Source organism: Amycolatopsis sp. ATCC 39116 (assembly GCF_000231075.2).
Lineage (GTDB): Bacteria > Actinomycetota > Actinomycetes > Mycobacteriales > Pseudonocardiaceae > Amycolatopsis_E > Amycolatopsis_E tucumanensis.
In genome coordinates, this window is the sequence record NZ_AFWY03000061.1 from 1 (window position 1) to 12948 (window position 12948).

Here is a 12948-nt window from a genome sequence, read left to right on the forward strand (position 1 = left end):
GACAGCACGAGCGAAGCGCGCGCGACAGCGCGGGTGGCAGGGGGTGGCGGGGCACGGCGACGCGCGGCCGCGCCGGGCGGGCGCCGCACGAAGCGGGCAACGCGGGCATGCGCGGGGGCGCGGGCAGCCCGGGAAACGTGCCGACACCGCGACAGTGCGGCAGCCAGAGCGGTACGGGCCCGAAGCGCCCGAGGCATCGCAGCGCGAGAGCCGCCGCCAGGGCGCGGCAGCGCGCGAGAGGCGCGGCAGAGCGCGCAGTTAGCGCGGGGCGCATCAGCGCCGGGCGTAGCGCGGGCGCGGCAAGACGCGCAGTTAGCGCCAGTCGTCCAAAGCGCCAAGCGTCAATCGCCGAAAAACACGGCAGCGCCAGCGCCAAGCGCAGCCAAAACGCGGCAGCGCGAGCGTCAAGCGCAGCCGAAGCGCGAGCTGCGGCGGGCCAGCGAGCGCGCAGCGCATGCCCTGAACCCAACCCAGCTGGGTGGTCATCCCGTCGCCTGACACTGGACGATCACCTTGAGCCAGGGCCGCAACCCAGCCGCCAACCCGCGGCCGAACATGCCAACCTTGCGGCCCTGGCTCAAGGTGATATGCCCAAACCGGAAGGCGACGGGATGACCACCCAGCCACCCACCCAGGGCGAGACGACAACGGTCCCCCATCATCCCGGAGCCTGCCCGTCCGGCGAGGACTATCCCTTGATCTTCAAAGCCCGGCAGGGCGACGCGCCCGAAAACTGTCGTACCCCCAGCGCACAATGAACAGGTGCAGGTCATCGTCACGCGAGAGGAGGACGGCGACTTCCTCGTATCCACCCCCACCGAGCAACTGCACCTACCCGAGCACCACCTGGCTAAACACCTCGAGAACCTGGAGCGGACCGAAAACCCCCGCTGGGTCTTCCCCTCGGTCCCACAGCTCTACCCCCTCCTCCTGCGCTCCAACCTCCGCCTGCGGCGCTGCCACGACCTCGCCCTCACCGAAGGTCTCCTGCTCGCCGCAGAAGACAAAGCCGGTCAGCCCAAGGCACTGCCCGCGGCCTGGGCTCGGCTCCACGGTCAGGAACCACCGCCGGACGCGCCCGGCCACGCGGACGCCCAGCCGGCCCTCTTCGAGACCCGCGGCTCCGGCCTCCCGCCCGGCACGAGCGTCGCCGAGGCGGCTGCCGCTGTGCTCGCCGACCAGGAGCGCCGCATGAGGCACGTCGAGCACCCGGAGCGCTTCCGGTTGCTCGTCGCAGCCGAATCGGCCAGCGCGCTCGTCGCCGAGGAGATGCGAGCCGACGGGTTGCCGTGGCGGGCCGACGTGCACGACGCCCTCCTGACCGAACTGCTCGGGCCCCGCGTGCCGGCCGGCCACCGGCCCAAGAAACTCGTCGAGCTGGCGGCGCGCATCACCGAGGCCTTCGGCGGCAAACCGGTGAACCCGGACAGCCCGCAGACCATCGTGCGCGCGTTCGGCCGCGAGGGCATCTCCATCCCCTCCGCCAGGGCACACGTCCTGCGTGACGTCGACCACCCGGCCGTCCCACTGCTCATCGAGTACCGCGAACTCTCCCGGCTGCACTCGGCCAACGGCTGGGCATGGCTCGACGAATGGGTCACCGACGGGCGGTTCCGGCCCGAGTGGGTCGTCGGCGGCGTGGTGTCCGGCCGGTGGGCCAGCAGCGGCGGCGGCGCACTCCAGATCCCCAAGACCCTGCGCGTCTGCGTGAAAGCCGACCCCGGCTGGAAACTCGTCGTGGCCGACGCCGCCCAGCTCGAACCCCGCGTGCTGGCCGCCCTCTCCGGCGACCGCCGCCTTGCCGAAGCCTCCGCCTCCACGGACCTGTACGCCCGCCTGTCCGAAGCCATGTTCGCCGGCACGATGACCCCCGAAGCCGGACGGCCCCGCGCGAAGATCGCCATGCTGTCCGCGATGTACGGCGGCACGGCCGGCGAGGCCGCGTCGCTGCTCGCCCTGCTGCGGCAGCGCTTCCCGGACGCCGTGTCCTATGTGGAGCGTGCCGCGCAAGCCGGGGAACGCGGTGAGCGCGTCCGCTCCCGGCTCGGGCGCGTCTCCCCCGCGCCGAGCGAAGCGTGGCGCGCCCTCACCGGCGGCGCGAACGAGGACGAGACCCGCGCCCGCCAAGCCGCCCGCAACTGGGGCCGCTTCACCCGCAACTTCGTCGTGCAGGCCAGCGCGGCCGACTTCACCGCGGTGCTGCTCGCCACCCTGCGCCGCAAGCTGCCCGAGCCCGCCCACCTGGTGTTCTTCCAGCACGACGAGGTCATCGTGCACACGCCCGAGGAACTCGCGCCCGCCGTCGAAGCCGCCATCGGCGAGTCCGTGCCCGAAGCCGCCGCGCTCACGTTCGGCGCCGCCTGCCCCGTGCACTTCCCCATGCAACCGGTCACCGTCGACACCTACGCCGACGCCAAATAGCTAAGCGGCGGCCTTGTCCAGCGCCCGGATCACCCGCTTCAACGACACCGGGTGCGCCGTGCCGAGGGTCTGCGCGAAGAAACTCACCCGCAGCTCCTCGATCATCCACCGCACCTCGAGCAGCTCCGGCCCCGGCGTCACCCCTGGCGGGAGCGCGGCGACAGCCGCCTCGTACTCGCCCGTCACCCACTCGACGTCACGCAGCAGCTCGACGTCCTTCGCGCCCGTCGACGGCAGCTTCTCCACCCGCCGCCCGATCCCACGCAGGTACCGGACCAGGTGCGGCAGCCGGTCGAACCCGGTCGCCGTGACGAAACCGGGGTACACCAGACGCGACAGCTGCTGCCGCATGTCCGCCAGCGACTCCGCCGGCCCACGCGCGCCCTCCAGCGCCACCTCGGCCTCGTTGGCCGCCTTCAGGACCTTCTCGACCTCGGTGAGCACGTCCAGCACCACCGGGTTCAGCGCACCGCGCACCTTCTCCAGCAGCACCGCGAACCCGGCCTCGTCCCACACCGGGCCGCCGTTGTCGGCCATCAGCTTGTCCACCGCGCAGTCGACGCAGTCCTCCAGCAGCGCCGCGACACCGCCGTGCGGGTTCCGGCTCAGCGTCAGCTTCGCCTGGTTGGTCAACGCCCTGTTGATGAACTTCATCGGCGAGGGCATGTTGAGCCGCAACAGCTTCCGCGTGCCCTGCCACATCCGCTGCCGCTGCTGCACCGGCGTGTCCAGCATGCGCACGGCCACCGTGTCGCCCTCGTCGACCAGCGCCGGGTACGCCTTCACCTGGTGCCCGCGCCGCTTCCCGGCGAACACCCGCGGCAGCTCGCCGAAGGCGGGCGTGGTCAGGCCGGCCCGCTCGATGCTGTCCGCGGCCGCCGAGATCGTCGCCCGCACCTCGCCGCTCAGCTCCTCCTTGAGGACCGCCAGGTCCTTGCCCTCGGCGAGCTTGCGGCGCTTGTCGTTCACCACCCGGAACGTCATCCGCAGGTGGTGCGGCACTGCGTCGAGCTGCCACGCGTCCGGCGGCACCGCGACGCCGCGCAGCGCCTCCAGCTCGCGGGCCAGCACGTCGAGCAGCGGGCCGTCCTCGGGGCCGACCCTGGACAGCACGTGCGCGGCGGTGTCCGGGGCGGGCACGAAGTTGCGCCGCAGCTGCTTCGGCAGCGACTTGATCAGCGCCGTGACCAGCTCCTCGCGCAACCCCGGCACCTGCCAGTCGAACCCGTCGGGCGTGACCTGGTTGAGCACCGCGACCGGGATGTGCACGGTGACACCGTCGGCGTCGGCGCCCGGCTCGAACTGGTAGGTCAGCGGGAACCGCAGCGAGCCCTGCGTCCAGGTGTCCGGGTAGTCCGATTCGGACACCTGCTGCGCGGCCTCGTTGAGCAGCATGGCCTTTTCGAAGTTCAGCAGGTCCGGCTGGGCGCCGCGGACCTTCTTCCACCAGCTGTCGAAGTGCCGCGCGGACACCACTTCCGCGGGGATCCGCTGGTCGTAGAACTCGAACAGGGTTTCGTCGTCGACCAGCAGGTCGCGGCGCCGGGCCCGGTTCTCCAGGTCCTCGACCTCGTCGAGCAGCGCCCGGTTCTCCTTGAAGAACTTGTGGCCGGTGTCCCAGTCGCCCTCCACGAGCGCGTGGCGGATGAACAGCTCGCGCGAGGTTTCCGGATCGATGCGCCCGTAGTCCACCTTGCGGCCGACGACCAGCGGCACCCCGTACAGCGTCACCCGCTCGGAGGCCACCACCGCGCCGCGCTTGCGTTCCCAGTGCGGCTCCGAGTAGGTGCGCTTGACGACGTGCTGCGCCAGCGGCTCGATCCACTCCGGCTCGATGCGCGCGTTGACCCGGCCCCACAGCTTCGACGTCTCGACCAGCTCCGCCGACATCACCCAGCGCGGCTGCTTCTTGAACAGCGCCGAGCCGGGGAAGATCGCGAAACGGGTGCCGCGCGCGCCGAGGTAGTCGCCCTTCTCCGGGTCCTTGAGCCCGATGTGCGACAGCAGCCCGGCGATCAGCGCGGTGTGCACGCGCTGCGGGTCGGCAGGCTCGGAGTTCAGCGTGACGCCCAGCGGTTTGGCGAGCTGCCGCAGCTGGCTGTAGATGTCCTGCCACTCCCGCACGCGCAGGTAGTTCAGGTACTCCGCCTTGCAGCGCTTGCGGAACTGGCTGTTCGACAGCGTCTTCTGCAGCTCCCGCAGGTACTCCCACAGGTTCAGGTAGGCCACGAAGTCCGACGACTTGTCGGCGAACCGGGCGTGCTGCTGGGCCGCGGCCTCCTGCTTGTCCGCGGGACGCTCGCGCGGGTCCTGGATGGACAGGGCGGCGGTGATGATCATGACCTCGCGGACGCAGCCGGCGCGCGCGCCCTCCAGCACCATCCGGCCCAGCCGCGGGTCGACGGGCAGCTGCGCGAGCTGACGGCCGATCTCGGTGAGCCGCCGCTCCTTCGCAGACTCCTCCAGCGCGCCGAGTTCCTGCAGCAGCTGGACACCGGCGGTGATCTGGCGGCGGTCCGGTGGGTCGACGAACGGGAACGCGGCCAGGTCGCCCAGGCCGAGCGAGGTCATCTGCAGGATGACCGACGCGAGGTTGGTGCGCAGGATCTCCGGGTCGGTGAACTCCGGCCGGGACAGGAAATCCTCTTCGCTGTAGAGCCGGATGCAGATACCGTCGGAGGTGCGGCCGCAGCGGCCCTTGCGCTGGTTGGCCGAGGCCTGCGAGACCGGCTCGATCGGCAGCCGCTGCACCTTGGTGCGGTGGCTGTAGCGGGAGATGCGGGCGGTGCCCGGGTCGATGACGTACTTGATGCCCGGCACGGTCAGCGACGTCTCGGCGACGTTGGTGGCCAGCACGATCCGGCGGCCGGTGTGGCGGCTGAACACGCGGTGCTGGTCCGCCGCGGACAGGCGCGCGTACAGCGGCAGCACCTCGGTGTTGCGGAGGTCCATCTTGTTCAGCGCGTCGGCGGTGTCGCGGATCTCCCGCTCGCCGGAGAGGAACACGAGGATGTCGCCGGGGCCCTCGGCGCACAGCTCCTCGACCGCGTCGGCGATGGCGGTGACCTGGTCGCGGTCCTCGGAGGCCGGGTCGTCCGGGTCGACGATCGGGCGGTAGCGGACCTCGACCGGATAGGTGCGGCCGGAGACCTCCACGATCGGCGCGTCGCCGAAGTGCTTGGAGAACCGCTCCGGGTCGATGGTCGCCGAGGTGATGATCACCTTGAGGTCGGGGCGCTTCGGCAGGAGTTGCTTGAGGTAGCCGAGGATGAAGTCGATGTTGAGGCTGCGCTCGTGGGCCTCGTCGATGATGAGCGTGTCGTAGCGGCGCAGCATCCGGTCGCTCTGGATCTCGGCGAGCAGGATGCCGTCGGTCATCAGCTTGACCATGGTGTCGTCGCCGCTGGAGTCGGTGAAGCGCACCTTGTAGCCGACCGTGCTGCCCAGCTCGGTCTTCAGCTCCTCGGCGATGCGCTCGGCGACCGTGCGCGCGGCCAGGCGGCGGGGCTGGGTGTGCCCGATCTGGCCGCGCACGCCCAGGCCCAGCTCGAGGCAGATCTTCGGCAGCTGCGTGGTCTTGCCCGAACCGGTCTCGCCCGCGACGATCACCACCTGGTGGTCGCGGATCGCGGCGGCGATGTCGTCCTTGCGCTGGCTGACCGGCAGCTCGTCCGGGTAGCGGATCTCCGGCGCGCGGCGGCGCTGCACGCGGGCCTCGGCGGCGTCGATGTCGGCGGCGATCTCCCGCGCGACCCGGTCCTTGTCACGCGCCCGGCGGGCGCCGTCGAGCCGGCGGCGCAACCGGTGCTCGTCGCGCAGCATCAAGCCGGGCAGCCGGGCCCGGAGGTCTTCGAGGGGGGATCGCGTAGACATACGGCCTCCAGGATAGCTCCGCGCGATCCGGCCGGCCTGCGAATATGTTCGCACCGCACCTCGAGTGGCCGGAGTGCTCGCCGTCACCGGGAGCGCGGCGGTCCGGGTGCCCAGGAACCGCTGGCGTCGCGGCCGCTCGGTGTGCTCAGGACCGCTGCAGCGACTCCGGCCCCAGCTCCGCGACCGAGCGGTGCCCGGTCAGCCCCAGAGTGAGGTCGAGGTCCGCGAGCAGGCTGCGCAGCACGTGCCGCACGCCGTCCTCGCCCGCGTGGCCCAGCCCGTACACCCAGGGCCGCCCGACGAGGACCGCCTTCGCGCCCAGCGCCAGCGCCTTCAGGATGTCCGCGCCGGTCCGCACGCCGGAGTCGAACAGCACCTCGATGCGGTCCCCGACCGCGCTCGCGATCGGCGGCAGCGCCTCCAGCGAGCCGATCGCGCCGTCGACCTGCCGTCCGCCGTGGTTGGACACCACGATGCCGTCCATCCCGGCGTCCACCGCGCGCCGCGCGTCGTCGGGGTGCTGGATGCCCTTCAGCACGATCGGGCCGTCCCAGTGCTCGCGCAGGAACGGCAGCTGGTCCCAGCTGTGGTCGGTGCCGGTGAACAGCGACACCCACCGCAGGATCGCCGACGGCATGTCGTCCTCCGGCGCCTTCTCCAGCAGCGCGCGGAAGGCCGGGTCGGACAGCGGCGTGGCCAGGCCCTCGCCCTTGAGGAAGGGCAGGTAGGCGGAGTCGAGGTCGCGCGGGCGCCAGGCCAGGGTCCACGTGTCCAGCGTGACGACGAGCGTGGTGTAGCCGGCCTTCTTCGCGCGGGTCAGGATGCTCGCGGTGACGTCCGAGTCGGCAGGCCAGTAGAGCTGGAACCAGCGCGGGCCGTCGCCGGAGGCCTCGGCGACCTCCTCGATCGTGTGCGACGCCGCGGTGGACAGGATCATCGGCAGGCCCAGCGCCGCCGCGGCCCGCGCCGTCGCCAGCTCGGCGTCCGGGTGCACGATCGACTGCACGCCGACCGGCGCGAGCAGCACCGGCGCAGGCAGCTCCGCCCCGAGCACCGTGGCCGACGTGGTGCGCGCGGTGGCGTCGGTGAGCATGCGCGGCACCAGCTTCCAGCGGTCGAACGCCGCGCGGTTGGCGTCCATCGTCGCGCCCGAGCCCGCGCCGCCCGCCACGTAGCCGTAGGCCTCCGGGGTCATCACCTCGCGGGCCGACTCCGCCAGCCGCGCCGGGTCGGTGGTGAACGGCGGCTTCGTCCCGCCGAGCCCGTGCAGGTAGATCTCGTTCTGGTAGCCACCGAACCGCTCGGCCACGCGAACCTCCTCGTCGACACGCCGGAGACCGCAGCGTACCGCCGGTACTTGATCAGGGGTGGTGGAAGCGACGGACGTTGCTCCGACACGCCGGAGGCGTCCGCGTACCGCCGGTACTTGATCACTTAACCTCACCGGCGTGAAGGCGCGGGTGTGGGTGCCGCTGGTGGTGGCGGTCGTGGTGGCGGTTCTGGTGGTGGTGTGGCGGCCGGGTCCGGTGCCGCCGTCGAAGGCGAATCCGGCGACGGATCCGGGCGTGGCGCGGCAGCAGCTCGCCGAGCTGCAGGTGAAGCCGCGGGGCACGCTGAACGGCTACTCGCGGGAGAAGTACCCGCACTGGGACACCGTCGAGGGCGCCTGCAACACCCGCGAGGAGGTGCTCAAGCGCTCGGGCACGAACGTCGTCGTCGGCAAGGACTGCTCGCCCACCTCGGGCACCTGGGTCAGCCCCTACGACGGCGCGACCTGGACCAAGGCGTCCGATGTGGACATCGACCACATGGTGCCGCTCGCGCAGAGCTGGGTCAGCGGCGCGTCGGCGTGGACGCAGGACCAGCGTGAGGCCTTCGCGAACGACCTGGTGCGCCCGCAGCTGTGGGCGGTCACCGACAACGTCAACCAGTCGAAGAGCGACAAGGCGCCGGACGAGTGGCGGCCGCCGCTGGAGTCGTTCTGGTGCACCTACGCCACCGACTGGATCGAGGTCAAGCACTACTACCGGCTGAGCGTCACCACCGCGGAGCAGGCGGCGCTGACCGACATGCTGAACCGCTGTTGACCTTCGAGCCACTGGAAGCCGCAGAATCGGCGGCATGCTGACCATCAGCGCGTTCGCGCGGCTGGCCGGGCTCACCCCGAGCGCGCTGCGCTTCTACGACGACTGCGGCGTGCTCACGCCCGCGCGCGTGGACGAGGCCACCGGCTACCGCTACTACCGCGAGGACCAGGTCGAACGCGCGGTCCGGCTGCGTGAACTGCGGGCGGCGGGCCTGCCGCTGGCGCAGGTCACGAGCGTGCTCGACGGACCGTCGAGCGAGGCGCGGGCGGTGCTGGAGGCGCACCGGCGGCGGCTGCGGGAGGACTTCCGGGCCGCGTCGGCGGCGGTCGGGCGCCTGCTGCCGGGCCCGGTCCGGGTCGCCGGCCTCGACCTGGCGAGCGCGATCCGGCAGGTCGCCCCCGCCGCGGGCGCGCCGCTGGACTTCGTGCTGATCGAGGCCGACGGCGACGAGGTCCGCGTCGTCGCCACCGACCGCTACCGGCTCGCGCTGCGCGTCCTGCAGCCCGTGCACGGCGGCACCGGCCGGTTCGTCGTGTCCGCCGGTGAGCTGGCCGCGCTCGGCCCGCGGCTGGCGCGGCAGGACGAGGTGACCCTCGACGGCACCACGCTGCCGCTGCTGGAGAAGGACTTCCCGGACTACCGCGCGGTCCTCGACGCCCTGCCCGTCCCGACGCAACGGGTCGTCGTCGACCGCGTCGCGCTCCGGGACGCGCTGCCCGCCGACCGCCCGGCCGAGCTGGTGCTCGGGCCGGACCGGCTGGCCGTCGGCGGCACGGTGCTGCCCGCCGTCTGCGGCGACGAGCTGCGCATCGGGTTCGACCCCGCCGTGCTGGGCGCGGCGCTGGAGGCGGGCGTCGGGCCCGACGTGCTGCTGGAGTTCGCCGGGCCGCTGCAGGTCGCGCGCGTCCGCTCGGCCGACCAGGGCTCGTTCACGACACTGGTGATGCCCGTCGCGCTCGGAACAGCCGGGCCAGGTTCTCCGACCGCAGCACCGCCAGCGGGCCGATGATCGCGAGCAGCAGCACGTAGCCCGCCACGAACGGCGCGACGCGGGCGTCCAGCCCGGCCGCCGCCGCGAGTGTGGCCAGCACCAGCGAGAACTCGCCGCGGGTGAGCACGGTCAGCCCGATGTTCAGCCCGGCCTGGCCGTCGAACGAGTGCAGCTTCGCCGCGATCGCGCCCGCCGCGAGGTTCAGCGCGAGCGTCAGCGCCACGGCGATCAGCACCGGCACCACGACCGTGCCGACGGCGCCCGGGTCGATGCTGAGCCCGAAGATGAAGAAGAACAACGCGCCGAACGCGTCCCGCAGCGGCAGGACCAGCTTGTGGATGCGGGGCGCGACCTTCGAGCCGCCGAGCATCATGCCGACCATGAACGCGCCGATCGCGTCGGAGACGCCCAGCTCCTCGGCGACCGCGGCGCCCAGCACGGCGACGCCGACGAAGCACACGGTCAGCAGCTCGTCGTCGGCCGAGCCGAACAGCTTCGACACCAGCCGCCCGCCCCAGCGGGCCAGCGCGGCGAGCGCCAGCAGGAAGCCGAGTGCCTTGCCGAAGTCGGCGAGCGCGGGCCAGAACGAGTCGGCGCCGGAGAGCACCGGCTGCAGCAGCGCCAGGTACAGGGCGAGGAACAGGTCCTCGATCACGATGATGCCCATGATCAGGCGTGATTCCGGGTGCCGCGTGCGACCGGTCTCGACGAGCAGTTTGGTCACGATCGCCGACGACGAGATTCCGATCGCGCCCGCGATCACCAGCGCCTCGCTGGAGCCCCAGCCGAGCAGGAACCCGAAGGCGAGCCCGCCGCCGATGTTGAGCGCGAGGTAGACCAGGCCCGACACGGCGAGCTTGCGGCCGCCCTTGGCGAGGTCGTCGAGCGAGAACTCCAGGCCCAGGTAGAACAGCAGGAAGACCAGGCCGAGCCCGGCGAGCACGCTCAGCTCGCCGGGGTCGTGCACCAGCGACAGGCCGGGGGTGTTGGGGCCGAAGATGAACCCGGCCAGCATGAACAGGGGGATCGTGGGCAGCCCGATGCGGGCGCCGGCTCTGGCCAGCACGCCTGCGGCGAGGAAGGCGCCGCCGACGGCGAGCAGTGCGTGTCCGGTTTGCATGTGGTGAAGTCCCTCCAGGGCATGGCGAAGCGCACCGCGGGTCGGCGCGGTGTGCGGATGGGGTCCGGGGCGTTACCTGGAGGGCGGCGCGCGGGCGCCGAGAGCGGTGCCCTGATCACGGGCAGGTGGCGGGCCGGCAGGCGACGGCCGGTCTTCCGCGTGGCCGCGCGGTGGTTCCACGCCGACGACCGGCGGCAGGTCCGCGACCGGCAGCGGGGTGGCCGTGACGTGCGGCAACGGCTCCGCCGCGAGGGCTGCGATGCCGTCCGGCGCGGGCGGGTGCGGGTGGCTCTCCGGCGTCGTCGGCGTGATGAGGCTGAGCAGCAGCAGGGCCAGGACGAGCAGGCCGCGGACGGACCGGTGCCGGGATTCCGTTCCCAGCTTCCGCCGCACGGCACTCCCCTCGACATCGGTCCGGTTTGTCCAGTATACCAGACAGTTGAGTCCACTGTGGACTGATCGCGGTCAGGTGTTCCGCACCACAACGGGGAATGCGAACGCGATCTCCGGTGTTCGTTGTTGCCGGGTGGATCTGGTCGAGTGGAGGCGGAGTGAGCACGACAGCGGTCACGGCACCGGCGAAGATCAGGCGGACACCCGGAACCCTGCGGTACGCGCTGATCCTCGGCGGGCTGTCGGCGTTCGCGCCGCTCTCGATCGACATGTACCTGCCCGCGCTCCCCCGGATGGCCGACGACCTGCGCAGCTCGGCGCCGACGCTGCAGCTCACGCTGACCGCGTTCATCATCGGGCTGGCGCTGGGGCAGCTGATCGCCGGGCCGCTGTCGGACTCGCTCGGCCGCCGCCGTCCGCTGCTGGCCGGGCTGGTGCTGTACGCCGTGGCGTCGGTGCTGTGCGCGGTGAGCCCGACGGCGGAACTACTGATCGTGGGCCGGTCGGTGCAGGCGCTCGGCGCGGCGGCCGGGATGGTGATCGCGCGGGCGTGCGTGCGGGACCTGTTCGCAGGCACCGCGATGACGAAGTTCTTCTCGATGTTGATGCTGGTCAGCGGGCTGGCCCCGATCCTGGCGCCGGTGATCGGCGGGCAGGTGCTGCGGCTGACGTCGTGGCGCGGGGTGTTCGTGGTGCTGGCCGTGTTCGGCGCGGTGCTGCTGGTGGCCGCGGCGCTGGCGATGCCCGAGACGCTGCCTGCCGAGCGCCGCCGCCCGGCGCGGATCGGCTCGACGCTGCGTGGGTACGGCGTGCTGTTGCGGGACCGGTCGTTCGTCGGGTACGCGCTGTCGGCCGGGTTGATGTTCGCCGGGCTGTTCGCCTACATCTCCGCGAGCTCGTTCGTGCTGCAGGACGTGTACGGGCTGAGCCCGCAGGAGTACAGCCTCGTGTTCGGGGCGAACGGGCTGGGGATCGTGATCGCCGGGCAGGTCAACGGGCGGATCGTGGGCCGCGTGCGGGAGCGGACACTGCTGACGGTCGGCCTGTCCGCCTCGGCGGCCGGCGGTGTCGGCGTGCTGGCGGCGGCGCTGGCCGGGCTGCCGCTGGGGGTGCTGCTGGCGCCGCTGCTGGTGATGGTGTCGAGCATCGGGCTGGTCATGCCGAACGCGTCGTCACTGGCGCTGGCCGAGCACCCGCACAACGCCGGGGCGGCGTCCGCGCTGCTCGGCGTGATGCAGTTCGTGGTCGGCGGGCTCGCGACGCCACTGGTGAGCATCGGCGGCGAGGCCAGCGCGGTGCCGATGGGCGTCGTGATGGCCGCGTTCGCCGTGGTGGCGCTGGTGGTGTTCGGGACGCTGACCCGGCGGCGGGCCTGACGTGCCCTACGTCTCGCCCCGCACCCCGGCGTGGGCGGCGCGCCCCGCGTTGTTCCTGCTCGGCGTGCTGTTCGTCCCCCTCGGCGGGAGCCTCGTGCTCGACGGGCACGGCTTCGGGTTCGTGTTCGCCGCGATGGGCCTGCTGTTCCTGGTGGCGTGGTGGTTCATGCAGCCGGAGCAGCCCACCGCGCGGGCGCGGCGCCGGCAGCGGTGGGCGTGCTCGCTGAGCTTGATGACCGCGGCGCTGGTGGTCACCGCGGTCGTGTTGTTCCTCGGCACCGGCGCGCACCGGCCCACCTTCGCCGAACTGGCGCCCTCGATCGGCGTCGGCGTCCTCGCCGTCGCCGCGCTGGCCGCGCGCGTGGTGGTCGGCGTCAGCGGGCGACGGTCTTGACGATCCCGCCGTTGTCCGGGAAGTCGATCCCGCCGCCGCACTCCAGCTTCGTGCCGTTCTTGAAGTAGACGGTGATGGCGCCCTTGCACTCGAACGCCTTGAAGCCGGCCCAGGTGCGGGTGCCGGGCTGCAGGCACAGGGCGTCCTTGCCGAAGCGGCGGATGTAGCCCGAGTAGCCCTGTCCGCAGGTGGTGATGATGTCCGAGCCCGTCACCGGCGCGGGGGTGGCCGACGCCGGCACGGGCAGGGCGGCCGCGGTCGCGGCGACGGCCGCGATCAGGAGGGTGCGCATG

General features: G+C 72.3%; 10 protein-coding genes. 5 read left to right on the plus strand and 5 right to left on the minus strand.

Annotation, left to right across the window (positions count from 1 at the left end):
* Positions 1-762 precede the first annotated feature (762 nt).
* On the plus strand, positions 763-2421 hold the full coding sequence (locus AMY39116_RS0336385) for a bifunctional 3'-5' exonuclease/DNA polymerase (RefSeq protein ID WP_027936538.1): 1659 nt from the start codon (positions 763-765) through the stop codon (positions 2419-2421).
* Here AMY39116_RS0336385 and hrpA read toward each other — a convergent pair whose 3' ends face one another.
* A complete protein-coding gene (gene hrpA, locus AMY39116_RS0336390; RefSeq protein WP_084506216.1) occupies positions 2422-6294 on the minus strand; it encodes an ATP-dependent RNA helicase HrpA in 3873 nt (1290 codons plus the stop codon). It abuts the gene before it with no gap.
* Positions 6295-6439: 145 nt separating this feature from the next.
* Positions 6440-7603 (minus strand): lactate 2-monooxygenase, encoded by a 1164-nt coding sequence (locus AMY39116_RS0336395; RefSeq protein WP_020422516.1) that lies wholly within the window; start codon positions 7601-7603, stop codon positions 6440-6442.
* A gap of 139 nt (positions 7604-7742) precedes the next feature.
* Here AMY39116_RS0336395 and AMY39116_RS0336400 point away from each other — a divergent pair, with 139 nt between their 5' ends.
* Both AMY39116_RS0336400 and AMY39116_RS44175 read left to right on the plus strand, forming a co-directional pair.
* Positions 7743-8381, plus strand: coding sequence for a DUF1524 domain-containing protein (locus AMY39116_RS0336400; protein WP_020422517.1), 639 nt, complete (start codon positions 7743-7745; stop codon positions 8379-8381).
* Positions 8382-8415: 34 nt separating this feature from the next.
* A complete protein-coding gene (locus tag AMY39116_RS44175) occupies positions 8416-9390 on the plus strand; it encodes a MerR family transcriptional regulator (RefSeq protein WP_020422518.1) in 975 nt (324 codons plus the stop codon).
* Here AMY39116_RS44175 and AMY39116_RS0336410 read toward each other — a convergent pair.
* Together AMY39116_RS0336410 and AMY39116_RS0336415 are read right to left on the minus strand one after the other, a co-directional pair.
* Positions 9311-10492, minus strand: a complete 1182-nt coding sequence (locus AMY39116_RS0336410; RefSeq protein ID WP_020422519.1) for a cation:proton antiporter — start codon at positions 10490-10492, stop codon at positions 9311-9313. The two genes, AMY39116_RS44175 and AMY39116_RS0336410, sit on opposite strands and share 80 nt — an antisense overlap.
* Positions 10493-10564: 72 nt before the next feature.
* Positions 10565-10885 carry a hypothetical protein gene (locus AMY39116_RS0336415; RefSeq protein ID WP_020422520.1) on the minus strand — a complete coding sequence of 107 codons (321 nt, stop codon included), beginning with the start codon at positions 10883-10885 and terminating at the stop codon, positions 10565-10567.
* A 158-nt stretch (positions 10886-11043) separates the two neighbouring features.
* Here AMY39116_RS0336415 and AMY39116_RS0336420 point away from each other — a divergent pair, with 158 nt between their 5' ends.
* Both AMY39116_RS0336420 and AMY39116_RS0336425 read left to right on the plus strand, forming a co-directional pair.
* On the plus strand, positions 11044-12261 hold the full coding sequence (locus tag AMY39116_RS0336420; protein ID WP_020422521.1) for a Bcr/CflA family multidrug efflux MFS transporter: 1218 nt from the start codon (positions 11044-11046) through the stop codon (positions 12259-12261).
* 1 nt (position 12262) lies between these two features.
* Positions 12263-12655 carry a hypothetical protein gene (locus AMY39116_RS0336425; protein WP_020422522.1) on the plus strand — a complete coding sequence of 131 codons (393 nt, stop codon included), beginning with the start codon at positions 12263-12265 and terminating at the stop codon, positions 12653-12655.
* Here AMY39116_RS0336425 and AMY39116_RS0336430 read toward each other — a convergent pair.
* A complete protein-coding gene (locus AMY39116_RS0336430) occupies positions 12636-12947 on the minus strand; it encodes a hypothetical protein (protein WP_020422523.1) in 312 nt (103 codons plus the stop codon). The two genes, AMY39116_RS0336425 and AMY39116_RS0336430, sit on opposite strands and share 20 nt — an antisense overlap.
* Between the last annotated feature and the right edge of the window lies 1 nt (position 12948).

Coding starts and splice junctions, on each gene's coding strand:
- hrpA (WP_084506216.1), bottom strand. CDS start 6,294: ATGTCTACGCGATCCCCCCTCGAAGACCTCCGGGCCCGGCTGCCCGGC.
- AMY39116_RS44175 (WP_020422518.1), top strand. CDS start 8,416: ATGCTGACCATCAGCGCGTTCGCGCGGCTGGCCGGGCTCACCCCGAGC.
- AMY39116_RS0336410 (WP_020422519.1), bottom strand. CDS start 10,492: ATGCAAACCGGACACGCACTGCTCGCCGTCGGCGGCGCCTTCCTCGCC.
- AMY39116_RS0336430 (WP_020422523.1), bottom strand. CDS start 12,947: ATGCGCACCCTCCTGATCGCGGCCGTCGCCGCGACCGCGGCCGCCCTG.